Origin of the sequence: Hymenobacter metallicola (assembly GCF_004745645.1) — a bacterium.
Classification (GTDB): domain Bacteria; phylum Bacteroidota; class Bacteroidia; order Cytophagales; family Hymenobacteraceae; genus Hymenobacter; species Hymenobacter metallicola.
In genome coordinates, this window is record NZ_SRMB01000001.1 from 1 (window position 1) to 16,744 (window position 16,744).

13 protein-coding genes are annotated in these 16,744 nt (G+C 58.2%); 6 read left to right on the top strand and 7 right to left on the bottom strand.

Annotated elements, in window-relative coordinates; translation table 11 throughout:
• Nucleotides 1-335: 335 nt before the first annotated feature.
• The 5 genes from E5K02_RS00005 to E5K02_RS00025 all read left to right on the top strand — a co-directional run bounded on the left by E5K02_RS00005 (nucleotide 336) and on the right by E5K02_RS00025 (nucleotide 5,658).
• Complete coding sequence (locus tag E5K02_RS00005) at nucleotides 336-2,399, top strand: BatA domain-containing protein (RefSeq protein WP_167856212.1); 2,064 nt, start codon at nucleotides 336-338, stop codon at nucleotides 2,397-2,399.
• Between the two features lie 91 nt (nucleotides 2,400-2,490).
• Nucleotides 2,491-2,982, top strand: coding sequence for a DUF4199 domain-containing protein (locus E5K02_RS00010; RefSeq protein WP_135391259.1), 492 nt, complete (start codon nucleotides 2,491-2,493; stop codon nucleotides 2,980-2,982).
• Nucleotides 2,983-3,020: 38 nt separating this feature from the next.
• Complete coding sequence (locus E5K02_RS00015; protein WP_135391260.1) at nucleotides 3,021-3,542, top strand: DUF4199 domain-containing protein; 522 nt, start codon at nucleotides 3,021-3,023, stop codon at nucleotides 3,540-3,542.
• Entirely contained in the window at nucleotides 3,535-4,524 is a 990-nt protein-coding gene (locus tag E5K02_RS00020; protein WP_135391261.1) for a glycosyltransferase family 2 protein, read from the top strand. The genes E5K02_RS00015 and E5K02_RS00020 overlap by 8 nt, the downstream gene beginning before the upstream one ends.
• Before the next feature lie 6 nt (nucleotides 4,525-4,530).
• The gene (locus E5K02_RS00025; RefSeq protein WP_135391262.1) at nucleotides 4,531-5,658 is read left to right on the top strand and encodes a glycosyltransferase; all 1,128 of its coding nucleotides are present in this window, start codon (nucleotides 4,531-4,533) and stop codon (nucleotides 5,656-5,658) included.
• Between the two features lie 26 nt (nucleotides 5,659-5,684).
• Here E5K02_RS00025 and E5K02_RS00030 read toward each other — a convergent pair whose 3' ends face one another.
• From E5K02_RS00030 to purB, 4 genes are all read right to left on the bottom strand, one after another.
• Nucleotides 5,685-6,779: a glycosyltransferase family 9 protein gene (locus tag E5K02_RS00030; RefSeq protein ID WP_135391263.1), complete on the bottom strand. Its 1,095-nt coding sequence runs from the start codon at nucleotides 6,777-6,779 to the stop codon at nucleotides 5,685-5,687.
• Between the two features lie 163 nt (nucleotides 6,780-6,942).
• On the bottom strand, nucleotides 6,943-7,617 hold the full coding sequence (locus E5K02_RS00035) for a helix-turn-helix domain-containing protein (RefSeq protein WP_135391264.1): 675 nt from the start codon (nucleotides 7,615-7,617) through the stop codon (nucleotides 6,943-6,945).
• Nucleotides 7,618-7,890: 273 nt separating this feature from the next.
• Nucleotides 7,891-9,597 carry a T9SS type A sorting domain-containing protein gene (locus E5K02_RS00040; RefSeq protein ID WP_135391265.1) on the bottom strand — a complete coding sequence of 569 codons (1,707 nt, stop codon included), beginning with the start codon at nucleotides 9,595-9,597 and terminating at the stop codon, nucleotides 7,891-7,893.
• A 176-nt stretch (nucleotides 9,598-9,773) separates the two neighbouring features.
• Nucleotides 9,774-11,138 (bottom strand): adenylosuccinate lyase, encoded by a 1,365-nt coding sequence (gene purB, locus E5K02_RS00045; RefSeq protein ID WP_135391266.1) that lies wholly within the window; start codon nucleotides 11,136-11,138, stop codon nucleotides 9,774-9,776.
• A gap of 137 nt (nucleotides 11,139-11,275) precedes the next feature.
• Between purB and E5K02_RS00050 the strand changes: the two genes are divergently transcribed.
• Nucleotides 11,276-13,447, top strand: a complete 2,172-nt coding sequence (locus tag E5K02_RS00050; RefSeq protein WP_167856213.1) for a transglycosylase domain-containing protein — start codon at nucleotides 11,276-11,278, stop codon at nucleotides 13,445-13,447.
• A gap of 98 nt (nucleotides 13,448-13,545) precedes the next feature.
• On the opposite strand, the gene E5K02_RS00055 is transcribed toward E5K02_RS00050, so the two are convergent.
• The 3 genes from E5K02_RS00055 to hemG are packed head-to-tail and all read right to left on the bottom strand — an operon-like array spanning nucleotide 13,546 to nucleotide 16,679.
• Complete coding sequence (locus E5K02_RS00055; RefSeq protein WP_135391268.1) at nucleotides 13,546-14,487, bottom strand: TerC family protein; 942 nt, start codon at nucleotides 14,485-14,487, stop codon at nucleotides 13,546-13,548.
• Between the two features lie 42 nt (nucleotides 14,488-14,529).
• Nucleotides 14,530-15,327, bottom strand: coding sequence for a polyprenol monophosphomannose synthase (locus E5K02_RS00060; protein ID WP_135391269.1), 798 nt, complete (start codon nucleotides 15,325-15,327; stop codon nucleotides 14,530-14,532).
• Nucleotides 15,328-15,344: 17 nt separating this feature from the next.
• Nucleotides 15,345-16,679, bottom strand: a complete 1,335-nt coding sequence (hemG, locus tag E5K02_RS00065; RefSeq protein ID WP_135391270.1) for a protoporphyrinogen oxidase — start codon at nucleotides 16,677-16,679, stop codon at nucleotides 15,345-15,347.
• Nucleotides 16,680-16,744 lie beyond the last annotated feature (65 nt).

The following is a 16,744-nucleotide window of genomic DNA, read 5'->3' on the forward strand; positions in this document are numbered from 1 at the left end:
CAGTTAAGCCCCGTAGCGCCTATGGTACTACCTTCACCGGTGGGAGAGTCGGTCGCCGCCAACCTTTTTCTACCACGCCCCCTCGCGACCTTGTGCTGCGAGGGGGCGTCGTCGTTTCCAGCCCCCCGCACCCGGGTGCCCCGACGGCCGGACGCGGGCGTGGGTCCGTGCCGGGCTCCTGTAGAAAGACGAATTTGTATGAATCTTCAATTAGGCAGCATAATTTGATAGTCGAGCTAAATATGTTGGAATGGAGTAGAAAACGATGCCTATTTTGAATAAGTGAGGTGTCTTTCATTGTTACTACCTTCACAGACAGACTTATTTAGCTTTTGATGACCCTGACTTATCCCTGGTTTCTGCTTGGACTGCTCTCGATAGCCATACCGGTTATAATTCATTTCTTTGAATTACGAAAACCTCAGCGCTTGTTGTTTACGAACGTTGGGTTCATTCGGGAAATAAAGCTGGTTACCGCGCGCCAACGCCAGATTAGACACCTCCTTATATTATTTGCTCGAATCGGGTTTTTAGTATTTCTGGTTCTGCTTTTTTGTCAACCTTTTATTCCCGCGCCTGAACAGCAAAGCACCACAGTAGCCACAGTAGCAGCTGTAGTTGATACTTCCCCTAGCATGATAGTGGAGGGCGAAAAGGGAGGAGCATTGTTGGATGAGGCGGTAGAAGAGGCGCAAGAGCTTCCTCGTGTGTATCCAGCGTCTGCGCGTTATCTATTACCGGCTACATCTGGCACCGTTTTAACAGCCTCTGCTTTTCAAAATGCAGTCCAGCAGCTTACAATTTCTGGTCAAGCTCGCAGCTTAAAAAGCTCCTTGGAGCGTGGTGCTACGAGTAGCCAGGGTTCCTCACAAACTTTCGTCTTTTCCGACTTTCAAAAGGGTAGTTTTGCTCCTCAGGCTTTGCTAGCGGATACTATTAACCCGGTGTACCTCGTTCCGCTAACGGGGAAGCAGACTGCTAACGTGTTTATTGATAGTGTGCTTCTCGATGATGCTTTCGTGCGCCCGGGTGCTGATATAAATCTGCGGGTACGTTTGCGGAATGGTGGTGTAGCCGATGCTGCTAACTGTCAGGTAAAAGTCTTTGTTGGGGCTCAGCAGGTTGCTGCTTATCAGGCAACGGTAAAAGCTCATGAAAGTGTTGTGTCTAGTGTGCGCCTCAGATTAGATGGACCGGCGGTTCAACAGTGCCGGGTTGAGGTGGAGGATTTCCCCGTCGTTTTTGACAATACCTATTACTTTACACTGCAGGCCTCCCCACAGATACGCATTCTGGACATATCCTCTCAGCAAGCTGCCGCGGTGGGACGTGTGTATAATAATGAAGAGATGTTCGCGTATACAAATTCTTCTGCGCAGCAACTGAACTATAGTCAGCTCAATACTGCCAATCTTATTGTGCTAGAAGAGGTAACGCGGCTCGATAATGCAATGCGGGAAAATTTGCGGCGGGCTGTGGGACAGGGCGCCACACTGGTGATTATACCACCCGCGGGCGTTGCAAAAGTCCAGCAGGACTACAGTGGTTTTTTTCGGGACTTGGGAATTGCGGGTGTTCAATGGGAAAATGTTGCGTCAGCCGCACCTGCTCTGCAGGACGTAGCCGCACCTGACCTGCAAAACCCCTTCTTCCAAGATGTCTTTACCTCCTCTAATCAGCGGGCTGTAATGCCCAAAGTAGCGCCCGTGCTGCGCTGGTCACGTTCGGGAGCCGATATTCTGAAGATGCGCAACGGTGATGGATACTTAGGTTCTTTCTCTAGTGGCAAAGGGAAAGTGTATCTGTTTGCGGCTCCCTTCCAAAATGCGTATTCCGACTTCACCCAGCATGCCTTGTTTGTGCCGGTAATGTATCGTTTGGCCATGCTAAGCTATCAGACGGAGCAGCGGGTGGCGTACCGACTAAATCAGACTAATATAGCTTTGCGGCTGGCGTCGGAGGTAAAGGTTCAAGGAGATGAACCGGTAGTGAGCTTGCGTAAAGATAGCCTGACGGCTATTCCGGCTCAGCGGTGGGAGTCCGGGACGTTGCGCCTGACTATTCCCGCTGCAGTGCAGGTTCCGGGGTTCTATGAGGTAATTTATAATGGCAAGATCCTGACCACGCTAGCCTTGAATATTGACAAAGCAGAATCAGAGCTGGCTTATTATTCCGCAGCGGAACTCCGGCAGCTTATTGGGTCAAATCATCCTACCATTCAAGTGTACGAACACGGGGCCGACCGTTCGGTAGCCGCTCATTATAAAGCCCAGCGGGTTGGGACGCCCTTATGGCGCTACTGCCTGCTAATGGCGCTGGCCTGTTTGCTGACCGAGGTACTATTGCTCCGCTTTGCTGGCAAAGGCAAGCCTGCTCCGGTACCGGCAATGGCGGCCTAAATGCAGAGTTAGGGCAAAGTATCTATCTTGCCACCTCACTTGCCGTTAATCTGTGCCAACTGAAGTTTCCCCTACGAATTCTGTGTTGCGAATGGCCCTGCGCTTTGGCGTAGGGGCTGGTGTAATCTGTACGCTTTGGCTGGTTGGCCTACTCTTAACCGGGAACGACCCCTTCGGGCCGAAGCGCCTGATGGTCATTTTTTTGCCCCCAATAGCGGTACTCGCCGCGCAGTGGTTCTTGAGAAAGCAACTGCAGCCTGAGGGTCCCGGACTCAAAAGAGCCATAGGGACGGGGATACTGACAGCCGTAATAGCCGCGACAGTGTCGGCTATGGGCGTATACGGGGTGGCTCAGCTAGCCGGTCCCGAGCAGATTGCGAAAAGTAAAGCCGAGATGCTCAAAATTGCGGAGGGCTCCCGCGCCGACTACTTGCGGCAGCCGGGTGGTAAAGAGCAGTACGAGCGTACCATCCAAGGGCTGCAGAGCATTACGGCCAAAGGTTTAGCAACAGATGATTTTATGAAGAAACTGCTTTTCGGTTTGCTGCTAAGTTTGCCCGGCGGAATCTTTCTGCGCAAATAGCTGCCGCTGTTGCTCTCTACACTCACCCTTTTCAGCTTATGGAAAACTCTGCTGCTCCTTCCGCTACTAGCATTGGCTTGCGCTATGGCCTTCTGGTCGGGCTCATCATCTGCCTAGCCTCCTTTATTATCCGGTTGCTTATAACGGACCCCAACAGTCCGATTAACAACATCATCTACGTGGTGCTGATTGTTGGAATTATCTTGGCTCATCGGGACTATAAAGCTCAAAACCAAGGGTTCCTTTCCTTTGGCCAGGGCTTAGGCCTGGGGTTGTTAACAGCTCTGGTCGCCGGACTGGTTACGGGCCTCTTCTCCTATATCTATGCCGAGTATATTGACCCGGAGTATATGAGCACTATTATCGAAGCAATGCGCACCCAAATGGAAACCCAAGGGCGCAGTGCCGAGCAGATCGAAACGACTGTGGGCTGGATGACCAAGATGATGAGCGGCCCGATTGTAATTGGTACGGTCTTGCTGTCGATGCTCTTCTGGGGCCTGATTATTTCCCTGATTACCTCTGCTTTCACCAAGCATAACCGCCCTGAGTTTGAGTAAGCGTTTGACGTCTCATTTTCCCGTTGAGCTATCCATTGTCATCCCCCTGCTCAATGAGGCGGAATCATTGCCGGAGCTGACGCGCTGGATCAACCGGGTGCTCAGCCAGCATGGGTTAACCTATGAGGTAATCCTGGTGGATGATGGCTCAACGGATGCATCGTGGGAGGTGATTGAGGAACTGGCCCAAACGGATACCCACCTGCGGGGGATTCGCTTCAACCGGAATTATGGGAAATCGGCGGCCCTGAATACGGGCTTTCGCGAAACGACCGGCCGGGTGGTGTGCACGATGGATGCCGACCTGCAGGATTCCCCCGAAGAGTTGCCCGAGCTCTACCGCATGATTGTAGAGGAGCGCTATGACTTGGTAAGCGGCTGGAAGAAGAAGCGCTTCGACCCACTGAGTAAGACCATCCCCACCAAACTCTTTAACGGCGCCACGCGCTGGATTTCGGGCATTAGCCTGCACGATTTCAACTGCGGCCTGAAAGCCTACGACCAGCGCGTGGTCAAAGGCATTGAGGTGTACGGCGAGATGCACCGCTATATTCCGGTTATTGCCAAGTGGAACGGCTTCGGGCGCATTGGTGAAAAGGCCGTGCAGCACCAGGAACGTAAGTACGGTGTAACAAAGTTTGGGCTGGAACGCTTCGTCTACGGCTTCCTGGATCTGATGTCCATCACCTTCGTCAGCCGGTTCCGGCGGCGGCCCATGCACTTTTTTGGTACCCTGGGCTCGGTTTCGTTTCTGGTGGGTATGCTGATAACGCTGTGGCTGGTAGTTGAAAAGGTATATCTGGCGCACTACAACCTCCGGGCCCGCGACGTAACCGACCAGCCACTGTTTTTTCTGGCGTTGGTAGCCGTTATTGTGGGTATGCAACTGTTCTTAGCCGGTTTTCTGGCCGAAATGGTGCAGCTCAACGGTCCGCGGCGCAACGACTATCTGATTCGGGACAAAATCAACTTACCAGACTAACTCCTCGTGGCACGCGTCGTCATTATCGGTCCGGCTTACCCGCTGCGCGGCGGCCTTGCTACGTACAATGAGCGGCTGGCCCGGGCCTTCCGCGAAGCCGGCGACGAGGTGCGGATTGTGACCTTTAGCCTACAATACCCCGATTTTCTATTTCCCGGACAGACGCAGTTTAGCACCGAGCCCGGCCCCACCGACCTGAACATTGAGGTCAGTATCAACTCCGTGAACCCGCTCTCGTGGTGGGCAGTGGGGGAGAAGCTGCGGCGGGAAAAGCCGGATTTAGTTATTTTTCGTTTCTGGCTGCCATTCATGGGCCCCGCGCTGGGCACCATCGCCCGGCTGGTCCGACGCAACCGCCACACGCGCGTCGTGGCCATTACCGACAACGTTATTCCCCACGAAAAGCGGCCCGGTGACCGGCCCCTGACGCGTTACTTTCTTTCCGCGTGCCATGGTTTCGTGACGATGTCGCGCTCCGTACTAGCCGACTTGCGCCGCCTGCACTTCAAGCAACCCGCCCACTACCAGCCCCATCCGCTGTACGATAATTTTGGGGCGCTTAAAGCCAAACCGGCCGCCCTGCAGGCCCTACAGCTCGACCCACAGTACGACTATCTGTTGTTTTTTGGCTTTATCCGGGCCTATAAGGGGCTGGATATTCTGCTCGAAGCCTTTGCCGACCCGCGCCTGCGCCAGCTGCCCGTGAAGCTTATTGTAGCCGGGGAGTACTACGAGGATGCCGCGCCCTACGAAGCCTTAATCAAGCAGTACGACCTGGAAAGCCGCTTAATACGGGCCACCGACTTCATCCCCAACGAGAAAGTAGCCGACTACTTCTGCGCGGCCGATATGGTAGTGCAGCCCTATAAAAACGCCACGCAGAGCGGCGTATCCCAGATTGCCTACCACTTCGAGCGGCCCATGCTGGTCACCGACGTGGGCGGCCTGGCCGAACTGATTCCCGACGGGGAAGTGGGCTACGTGGTGAAGCCCACGCCCAAAGCCATAGCCGATGCCTTGGTTGATTTTTATGAGCACCAGCGTGAGTCGGAGCTGGCGGCGGGCGTGTGGGCCAAGAAAAAGGAGTTTTCGTGGAGTGAGATGGTGGCCGCCCTGAAGGCGGTAGCGCAATAGCAGGCTGTTCTATTAGTCAGGTGATATTACACTGCCACGCTGGCCTGCACGGCCGCGAATACCTTATCGGCCGGCAGCTCTTCCATACAACTGGTGCCCAGCTTGCAGGTGCCCCGGTAAAAGCACACGCACTGCCGGTCGGGCTGCACGAGCTGGCCCCGACCGTAGAGGTCGAATTCGTAGGGGTTGAAAATGTTGTTCATCAGCACCGTCGGCTTTTGCAGGGCAATGCTGATATGCATGGCCATCGTCACTTGGGTCACGATGCCGTCCATCTGGTACATCAGGTTGATAAATTGCTCCAGCGGGAAAGTACCCAGATACGTAGCACCGGTGGCGGCCTGCAAACGTCGGTTGCGCTCATCCTCGGCCGTGCCGCCCAGCAGCACCGGGGCGTAGCCGGCCTGCTGCAGCTGCCCGATCAGGCTCAGCCATTTGTCATCCGACCACAGGCGGGTCGTCCACCGGTCGCCGCAGCCGGTATTCAGGCCGATGCGGGGCTTGCCAACGGGTAGAGCGCTCCAGTCGTAGCCCTTATCCTGGTGGGTATCGAACACGTACTCTTCGTGCTGAAATTCGAAGCCACAGAGCTCGAAGATTTCCTGGACGTAGGGCTTCTGGTTGCGCTGGCTGAGCTCGTCGAACACGCCGGTCAAAAACTTATGGTTGGCTAGTTCGTTGCTGGGCCAGGCCACGCCATTGGGCAGCAGCGTATAGCCAAACTTTTGCTTGGCCCGAATCGTGTCGTGCAGGGCACAGGCTTCCTTGTCTTTGTCCAGGTTCAGCAAAAGGTCAAACTCCCGGGCCTGCAGGTGCAGCACACTGGTCAGCTCCAGCTTCAGAATCTCATCAATGGCACCGGCCGGCAGAATAGCCGGCGTGTGCGTAAGCCAGGTGATTTTGGCCTGCGGATACTCCTGACGCAGCCGCCGCAGCAGGGGAGTAGTCCGGATAACGTCGCCGATAGCCCCAAGCTTGATAATAAGGATGCGCTGCTGGACCGGGGCATACTCGGGGCAGCCGGCGCACTGGTAGCCGTGCTCTTTATTGGGGCGGCAAGGAATATCACCGCGGAAATGGCGGCAGTCGGGATGAACGAGGATGCCGTTGAGGTCGGGCATGAGAAATTCAGGGGCAGATTAGCCGCTAAAATTAGCAGGCTTTAGGGGATAAAGCACGCGCGTAGGCAAGCCAGGGCTCCTGATCGGCCTATTCGGGGGTAACTACCCGCTATTCCAGTTTGACCGGCCGGGTGGTTTACCGGCAGTAGCCAGGCGAAGCGACCTAGATAAGATCGAAGGCCTGAGCGTACTGCACCAAATCATAGCCTGATTCCAGGTGGAGCTTTTGCTTGATATTGCGGCGGTGGGTTTCAGCGGTTTGCACCGAAATAAACAGGGATTGAGAAATTTCTGGCGCGCTGCGGCCCAGGGCCAGATGCCGTAGCACTTCGCACTCGCGCTTGGTGAGTTGGCCAAACTTGCCGTGGTTGCGGCGCAGAAAATTGTTTTCCTCCAGCAGCCGGGTTGCCTTAATCGAAACCGAGCTGGTGGGGTCGATGGGGCAGGCAAAGCACAGACCCAGCAGCGGCAGGCCGTCGTCGCCGCGCAACAGAATCCGGATTGAACTCAGGTACCAGCTCCAGTCGGGGCTTTGGAGTATGCGCACCTGCTGAAAAAAGGTCACGATTTGATTCAGGTCGTTTTGTGCGAGCAGCGCCATAATCTTGGGCACATACTCGGCCGATTCCTGCTGGTTGAAAAAGCGGGTGTGGTACTCCGGTCCCAGAGCAATTATCTCGGCCAAGGTGGTGCCCAGCACCTGCAGGCCCGGGCGCGACATGTACTCTACGCACTGATTCCGGATGTTATGAATTATAACGATGCCAGGATAGTAGTCGGCGGTGGCCGCAACCTCGGCAATTTTAGCCGCAATCAGCGTGTACGAGTTGGGCTGCATAGGTGGAGAGTGGAGCAGAGTAGGGTAATTCTAGATAAAAATAGATTTTTATTAATATAGTATAAGGCCTATTCGGTCAATTCCCCGCTGGCAGTCGGCTCTACCCGACCAACCGGTACTAATTCTCGTTAAGTCACTTCCCCGTTTCTGAATAGCAGCTACTTCCTTGTCTGCAAAGCTGGGTCTTTCCCTACTTAGGAGCACCGAAAAGCCCCGGCCCACCCGAAGGTGAACCGGGGCTTATGTCAGTAAGCTAAGCTTGCTGGAGCAGATTTACTCAACCACTAGCTGGGCGCGCTGTGCGCCGGCTTCGAGCAGGTAGAGGCCCGGAGCCAAGCCTGCCGTAGCCACAGTGGCTTCCAGCTTGCCGACGGGGATGGTGCTGGTCCGCACGGCCCGGCCCAGGGCGTCGCGCAAGGTTACGGGCAGCCCGGCAGGGGCCGCCACCGGCAGGCGCAGCGTAGCTGGGGTGCCTGCTGCGGCAGGGTTTGGGTACAGGGCCAGCGGGGCTACCCCAGCCGTCGGCCGCACACCCAGGGGCAGACCGGCATTGCTGAGTTTGGCCACGAAGGCATTGCCCCCAAACGATGCTGGATAGGCCAGAGTGGTAGCGCCAAAGCTGATGTTCCCACGGAAGGTGCCGGTAGCAAACATGTTTCCAACGGCATCCAGAGTAATGGCCTCGAAATAGAATTGGCCGTCTGTGCTGATAGCCGGCGCGAGCTGAGCATAGTCCCAGCTCTGGGTCGTGGGATTAAAACGGGCCACGAAATTCCGGCCCGCAGTGGGGTTGGCCAGGGTGCGCGTGCCAAAGGTGTAGGTGATGACGTTCGGTAGCTCCCCGACAAGAACGGCGTTGCCTTGTGCGTCGACGGCTAGGCCATACGTATTCGTTGCGCTGGGGCTGCCGCTGTGCCCGATAGTGCCGACGGCTCCCCACTGGCCGGCAGGCGAGAGGCGGGCTACAAATTCGTCCTCGTTCACCGTGCTGCTGCCTAGTTGCAGGCCGGGGCCTCCTCCTTCTCCGGCCAGCCACACATTGCCCGTCCGGTCGTATTGCAGTTCGTTGGTAATGTAGGCCACTGAGCTGGTGCCCGGAGCTGCAACCTGGGTAGCTGCCGTCCACTGGTTGGTAGCGCTGAGCTGCGCAATTACGTGAGTAGCCTGGGTGGCACTGGTCGAGTTGACGGTGGTGCTGCCCAGCGTCACGGAGCCGTTCCGGATGCGGAAGGCTACGGCTACCTGGCCCTGTGGGCCCACGGCGGTCTGGCTCACAACAAAGCGGCTGCTGCTGGCCGTGCCGGTGGTGGTAGCGCCCACGGCACTTACCCATTGGCCGGCAGCATTCAGGCGGGCGACAAACAAGCCCGAACTAGGGGCTGCGGGCAACGTCGTGCTACCCAGGGTTACGGTACCGGTGTATTCGCCCGCTACCACCAGGTTGCCTGCTGTGGCGTCCCAGCCCGCCGCCAGGATGCGGGTGCCGGATAGTCCGATTAGCGCCTGGGGCTGCCCATTGGCGTTAAGACGGGTAATGAAGTTGGCCTCGGCTTTGGTGGTCGTGTACGTATAGGAGCCCACCGTAACCACCGTGCCCCCGTTGGGTGAAATTGATCCGTCGTCATTGACGGCACCGATGGCGTAGGTGTCACCGGCCGGATTGACGACTACGTGCTCGAAGCCCAGGGCCTCACCGTTGCCGGTGGCTTTCACCGCCCACAGCCACTGCTGGGAGAGCGAGAGTTTGGCTACGAAACCACTGGCAAAGCCCCCTCCACCCGTCAGGCTGGTGCTGCCAAACACGCGGGTAGCGGGAGCACCGCTGCCGCCACCGTTCTGCAATACGCCAGCTAGGTACTGATTACCAGCGGCATCGGTCGTTAGGCTGCGGCCCAGGGCTCCGGTGTCGTCGGTCGGGGTAGGATTGGCAGGCTGCACGGCGGCTGTCCAGGTTGGCGTTTGGGCATGGGCAGCGGGCAAGCCTAGGGTTATAGCAAAGGCAACAGTGAGATAAATGTGTCGCACGGGCAAATGAGGTTAGAGGTTAAGGTGTAACCTCAAAGGTCCCCTCCACCGAACCCAGCTGCAATACCCAGATGTAGGTATTTATCAGCCCGGGTAGCCAGTTCTGCGGACTACCCGGGCTGATTCAGGGCTTAAATGCCCACGTAGGAGTGGGGCGTAATGGCCCGTAGCTCCTGCTTCACGCTCTCCTGCACCGTCAGCGTGTCGATGAAGGCCTGGATGCTGGTCTGCGAAATGGCCTCGCCGGTACGGGTCAGGGCCTTCAGCGCGTTGTAGGGGTCGGGGTAATTTTCGCGGCGCAGCACGGTCTGAATAGCTTCGGCTACCACGGCCCAGTTAGCGTCCAAGTCGCGGCGCAGGGCTTCTTCGTCGAGGGCCAGCTTGTCGAGGCCGCGCTGCAAAGAGGCCAGGGCAATCAGGATGTGGCCCAGCGGCACACCCAGGTTGCGCAGCACGGTCGAGTCGGTCAGGTCGCGCTGCAGGCGGCTGATGGGCAGCTTGGCCGCCAGGTGCTCCAGCACGGCATTGGCCACGCCCAGGTTTCCTTCGGCGTTTTCGAAGTCGATGGGGTTTACCTTGTGGGGCATGGCCGACGAACCCACTTCCCCGGCCTTGATGGTCTGGCGGAAGTAGCCCATCGAAATGTACTGCCACACGTCCCGGGCCAGGTCGATGAGGATGTTGTTGAGGCGCTTGAGCCCGTCGCAGGTGGCGGCCAGGTGGTCGTAGTGCTCAATCTGGGTGGTGGGCTGACTGCGGTGCAGGCCCAGGCGGTTGTTGACGAACACGTCGGCAAATTGCCGCCAATCGACCTGGGGGTACGCAACCTGATGGGCATTAAAGTTGCCGGTGGCGCCCCCAAACTTGGCCCCGAACGGCACCTGGGCCAGCAGCTCCACCTGGGCGTCGAGCCGGGCTACGAACACTTGAATTTCCTTGCCCAGGCGGGTCGGCGAGGCGGGCTGGCCGTGGGTGCGGGCCAGCATTGGAATGGCCTGCCAGTCGGTGGCGCGGGTAGCCAGCTGGTTGCGCACCTGGGCGTAGGCGGGCAGCAGCGTGTGCAGCAAGGCATGCTGCAAACTCAGCGGAATAGCTGTGTTGTTGATATCCTGGGACGTCAGGCCGAAGTGGATAAACTCCAGATACTGGCCCAGGCCCAGGGCCGTAAATTTGTCGCGCAGGAAGTACTCCACGGCCTTCACATCGTGGTTCGTTACCTTCTCGTGGGCTTTCACCGCCTCGGCGTCGGCGAGGCTGAATGCGGTGTAGATACTGCGCAGCGGGCCAAACAAGGTGGTATCCACGCCCTGTAGCTGGGGCAGGGGCAACTCGCAGAGAGCAATGAAGTATTCGACCTCAATCAGGACCCGGTAGCGAATCAGGGCCAGCTCGGAAAAGTAGGTCGCCAGCGGCAGGGTTTGGCGGCGGTAGCGGCCGTCGAGCGGCGAAACGGCAGTGAGGGGAGAAAGGGCGGCGTAGTCGGCAGCAGCGGTCATGCGTAGAAGAAAGTTGGCCAGAAGTGGGCCAAAGGTAGCGAATGAGGCGGCGCAGCTACGGCAAGCGCGGTGCTTTTCGCTACCTTTGTTATCCGAGTGGCGGCAGGTTCGGCACGAAACTGGCATCCGCCTGCCGCTTGTATCTTCCTCTCCTCGTGCGCGTGACTTCAGCTACAAAGAAAAAAATAGGTATTGGTCTGGGCATCCTGGTGGTGCTGCTGGGCATAGGCCTGGGCGTATTTCTATTTAAGCGGCAGGAGCTGCTGGATTATGCTCTGCAGCAGGTAAAAGCCAAAGTAGAGCGGAAATACCCCGTAACCCTGACCCTGGGGGCTGCTCAGTTCACCGACCTCAACACCGTCGGAATCAGCGGGATGAGCATGGTGCCCAAGGCTACGCCCGCCGATACCCTGCTCCAGGCCCGCCGCATGACCGTGTCGCTCAGCGTGCGGTCCTTGTTTGCCGGCCGGCCCGTGTTTAGCAACCTCGAAATCAGTGATGCGCAACTCACGGCCCGTAAGAGCGGCAGCACCGACAACTACTCGTTTCTCTATAAAAAGAAAGGCAAGCAGCCCACCGTACCGCGCGATACGACCAAGGGCGTAAACTACGGCCTGCTGGCCAACCAGCTGCTCGAAGCCAGCTTCGACAACATGCCGGAGGAAGCGGACTTTCGCAACTTTCTGGTCACCTACGACAGCCCCCGCCACCGGGCCCGCATCACCATGCCCCGCCTGGCCATTGAAGATGGCGACATCAGCGGGCAGCTTACGGCCGTGGTCGACTCGGTGGAAAACCGCGTGGGTGTGCAGGGCCACATCGAGCCCGGCGACTACGCGCTGAACGCCGAAGTGTTTGGCCTGAACCGCCGGCCCGTGACCTTGCCCTACGTGCTGCGTCGCTACGGGGCCCGCGTGCAGTTCGATACGCTGCGTATGAGCCTGGCTGATAAAGACCTGGACGACGAGGAGCTGACCGTGCGCGGAACGGCTTCGGCCGCCAACTTTATTGTGAACCACCCTAAGCTGGCTGACCGGGACGTGCGCTTCCCGCGCGGGGGCATCGAGTTTGTGGCCCGCCTGGGCCAGGCCTTTGCCGCCCTGGAAAAGGGCACCAAGGTAACGCTCAACCGCATGGAGTTCTATCCGGTGGTGAGCGTGCGGAAGCTGCCGGTAAACGAGCGGGTGATTGGCAAAATGATCAACGGCGTGCGTAGCCGCGGCGAAGCCCTGGCGGGCCTGCAGGTGAAAGCCGACGTCGAATCGGCCGAAACGGCCGCCAACACGTTCTTTGAGGCCTTGCCCGAGGGGATGTTCAACACCCTGGAAGGCATGCAGGGTGAAGGCTCGCTCACCTACCGGCTGCATCTGAACCTGGACATGAACCAGCTCGACAGCCTGGAATTCAATTCCAGCCTGACGCCTAAGAATTTCCGCATCAGCCGCTTCGGCCGCGAAAATCTAAACAAGCTCAACGAGGACTTTGCCTACACGGCCTACAACGACAACGGCGACTCGATTAAGACCTTTACCGTGGGGCCGTCCAACCCGCAGTTTACGCCCTATAATGAGGTGTCCAATTATCTGAAGGGCGCCATCCAGACGGCCGAAGACCCCCGCTTCATGACCCACAAAGGGTTTATGGAGAAGGCCTTCGTGAAGTCAGCCATTCAGAATATCAAGGAAAAACGGTTTGCCCGCGGCGGCAGTACCCTGTCGATGCAGCTGGTGAAGAACGTGTTTCTGACCCGGCAAAAGACGGTTACCCGCAAGATTGAGGAGGCCCTGATTGTGTGGCTGATTGAAAACACCCGTCTGGTGTCGAAGGAACGCATGTTTGAGGTCTACCTGAATATCATCGAGTGGGGACCGAAAATTTATGGGGTGCACGAGGCTTCCCGGTTTTACTTCGACAAGCAGCCGAGCAACCTGAACCTGTCGGAGAGCCTGTACCTGGCCAGCATCATCCCGCGACCCAAACGCTACCAGGCCTCCTTCAACCAGTACGGGGAGATGCGCAGCAGTGCGCGCTACTTTCACCGCCTGATTGCGGATCTGATGGAGCGTAAGGGCATGATTTCGGAAAATGAGCGGGAGAGTGTCAGCTACAGCCTGAGTTTCCCGGGCCGGGCCCACGGCTCTATCTTCCGGGCCGTGCGCCCCGATACTACCCGCGTGACCTTCGCAGCCGACTCGACCCAGTTTGAGCCCTTGAACCTGATCGACCTGCTGGGCGGGGAAGCGCCCGACGCCGGCGTAAACACCAATGCCACGCCCCCACCGGCTCCGGCCACACCGCCAAAGCAGTAGCACCACACAACAGAAAGCCCCGCCGGATACATTCGGCGGGGCTTTTTCGTGATGATTTGCTAAAGGGTAAAGCGGCCCTTAGCGGGCCGTTGAGCAGGCTAGCTACCCGGCGGAATCAGCGGACTATCCTTTTTGGGAAACAGCAAAGACAGCACCACTGAGCCCAGCAGCAGAAAGCCCACTACCCCCAACGACCAGCTCATGGGCAGCTCGTAAAATTCGGCTATCAGCAGCTTGCCGCCAATAAAAATCAGAATAAGGGAGAGGCCGTAGTGCAGGTAGTGAAACAGCTGCATCAGGCCGGCCAGGGCGAAATACAGGGCGCGCAGACCAAGCAGGGCAAAAACGTTGGAGGTGTAGACGATGAATGTATCGCGCGAAACGGCCAGAATAGCCGGAATGGAGTCGGCGGCAAACACCACGTCGGTAGTTTCCACCATCACCAGCACCACAAACAGGGGCGTAGCAAATAGCAGCCGCTCCTTGCGCACGAAAAACTTGCCGCCTTCCATTTTGCTGGTGATGGGCAGGTGGCGGCTCAGAAACTTGACCACCGGGTTGTCGTCGGGGTTGATGTCGGGGCCGCCGGAGTTGAAGGCCATGCGAATGCCGGTGTACACCAGGAAGGCGCCCAGCACGTACACCAGCACGTGAAACTTGGCCAGTAGAGCGGCGCCCGCCAGAATGAAAATAGCCCGCAGCACCAGCGCCCCGATAACGCCCCAGAACAGGATGCGGTGCTGGTACTGCTGCGGCACCTTGAAGTAGGTGAAGATGAGCAGAAAGACAAACAGATTGTCGACGCTCAGGGACTTCTCAATCAGATAGCCGGTCAGAAACTCCAGGGCGGCCTGCTTGCCCATGGTGCGGTACACCAAGAAGTTGAAGCACAGCGACAGCACGATCCAGAAGGCGCTCCAGCTCAAGGCTTCCCGAATACGGACCACGTGGGCTTTGCGGTTGAATACCAGCAAATCCAGCATCAACATCACGAGCACGAAGGCGTTGAAGCCAACCCAGAACGCAGGAGTGTTTTCCATAAGACCAAAATACGCGGCCAACGATGCCGGCGTATAGTGGACTTACCGGGATTCGCGGGCCGGGGTTGCGGCCGGAGCTGAAACGGCAGACGCTGTTGCGGCCGGGCTCACCCGCTCAAACGAGCGAAACAGGCTGCTGAGCTTCATCTGCACGACCCCAAACAAGGCTTCCTGGAAGATACCCTTGGTCATTTTGGACGTGCCGCGGGTCCGGTCCGTGAAAATAATCGGCACCTCCTTGATGCGGAAGCCATACTTGTAGGCCAGCCACTTCATTTCAATCTGGAAGGCGTAGCCCACAAAGCGAATCCGGTCCAGGGGAATCGTGCGCAGCACCCGGGCGGTGTAGCACTTAAAGCCGGCCGTGGCGTCGGCAATGGGCATGCCCGTGACCATGCGCACGTAGGCCGAGGCAAACCACGACATCAGCACCCGGTCCATGGGCCAGTTCACCACGTTTACGCCCTGAATGTAGCGCGAGCCAATGGCCATATCGTAGCCCTCCACGGCGCAGGCGTCGTGAAGGCGCAGCAAGTCGTCGGGGTTGTGCGAGAAGTCGGCATCCATCTCAAACACGTACTGGTAATTGCGCTGCAGAGCCCACCGAAAGCCGTGGATATAGGCCGTGCCCAGGCCCAGCTTGCCGCTGCGCTCCTCTAAAAAAAGCTGGTCGGGAAATTCCTGTTGCAGGCCGCGCACCACGTCGGCCGTGCCATCGGGCGAGCCGTCGTCGATGATGAGCACGTCGAACCCTTTGGGCAGCGAAAACACCTTGCGGATAATCAGCTCCGCGTTTTCACGCTCATTATAGGTTGGTATTAAGACGAGCCCCGTATTCATTGGCCAAAGATAAAGATTCAGTTTGCGCCCTTCGCAATTTTTTCCGCCAGCGCCCGGGCGTGCCGGATGCAGTCGGGCACGCCCACCCCGGCGCGCCAGTTGGCCGTGCTGTAAATGCCGGCTATTTCCAGGGCATCAGCGGCCGTGTGGGCCGCCACAATTCGGTGGTCGAACTGCGGAATGGCCCGCTCCCAAGAGTACCGGTATTGCCAGACGGGTTGCACCGCCCGAATACCGTAGAAGCGCGCCAGTTCGAGGTGGACTTGCTGCAACTGCTCGGCGGCCGGTTGCCGCGCCTGCGCTTCGTACTGCGTACCTCCAACAAACGTGGTGAACAAAACGTGTCCGTCGGGCACCCGATTTGGATAGATGGAGCTGGTCCAGATGCTGCCGGCCGCATACGGGGATTCTACCTTGGGATGCAAAGCCCCGAACCCATCCAGCGGATGCCCCACATCGGCGCGCTGGTAGGCCGTATACACGGCCGTCATAGGTGGGTGGTACACGGCTTCTAGCGCGGCGGCAGCCTCCGGAAACAGGGGCTTGAGCAAGGGCGCCGCGGCGTAGGCGGGCAGCGCCAGTGCCAGGGCATCGTAGGCCGCCGCAGCGGGTGTTTCGCCGCTGGTCGTGAGCTGGTACTTGCCGTCGGTAGTGCGGGCCAGGCTCGTGACAGTAGTGCCGAAATAGGCGCTGGTGAGCTGGGCTGCCAGAGTTTTAGGCAAGGTCGATAATCCTTCGCGCAGGGAAATAATGCGGCGACGGGTACCGGGAGTGCCGCTTTTGGCCAAGCCCTTGAGCACCGAGCCGTAGGTTTGCTCCAGTTCCACCATTTTGGGAAAGGTCTTGTGCACGAGCAGCTGTTCCGGGTCGCCGGCGTAGATGCCGGAAATAAACGGGTTCAGCGCGTAGTCCACGATTTCGGAGCCGAAGCGGCGGCGGAAAAAAGCGGCCAGGGTTTCCTCGGCTACGGGCGGCTGGGCTGGCCGGCTCAGCTCCCGCAGGATGTTGAGTTTGGCTTTCAGGCTGAAAAAGCCGCTTAGCAGCAGGCCAGGCGGCGAACCGGGTAGTTTCTGGTATTTGCCGGCCCGCAGCACGTAGCGGTTGGCGCTTACGGCGGCCGTCTCCTGAATCTGGTCGGTCAGGTTCAGGTGCCGCAGCAGGTCGTGGAGCTCGTCGCTGAGCTGCAAGGAATTGGGGCCGGTTTCGAGCAGGTAGCCGTCGTGGTGTTCGGAGCGGATGTTGCCCCCCGGCAACGGGCTGGCCTCAAACAGGTCGTAGCTTATTCCGGCCCGCTGGAGGTAAAAGGCGAGCGTAAGGCCCGAAATACCGCCACCAAGAATTGCAATCCGCATGGTACACTGGGGTTAGAACAAGCAAAGGTAACCCCAGGAATCCAGTAACGGCCCGCGCCTTCGAA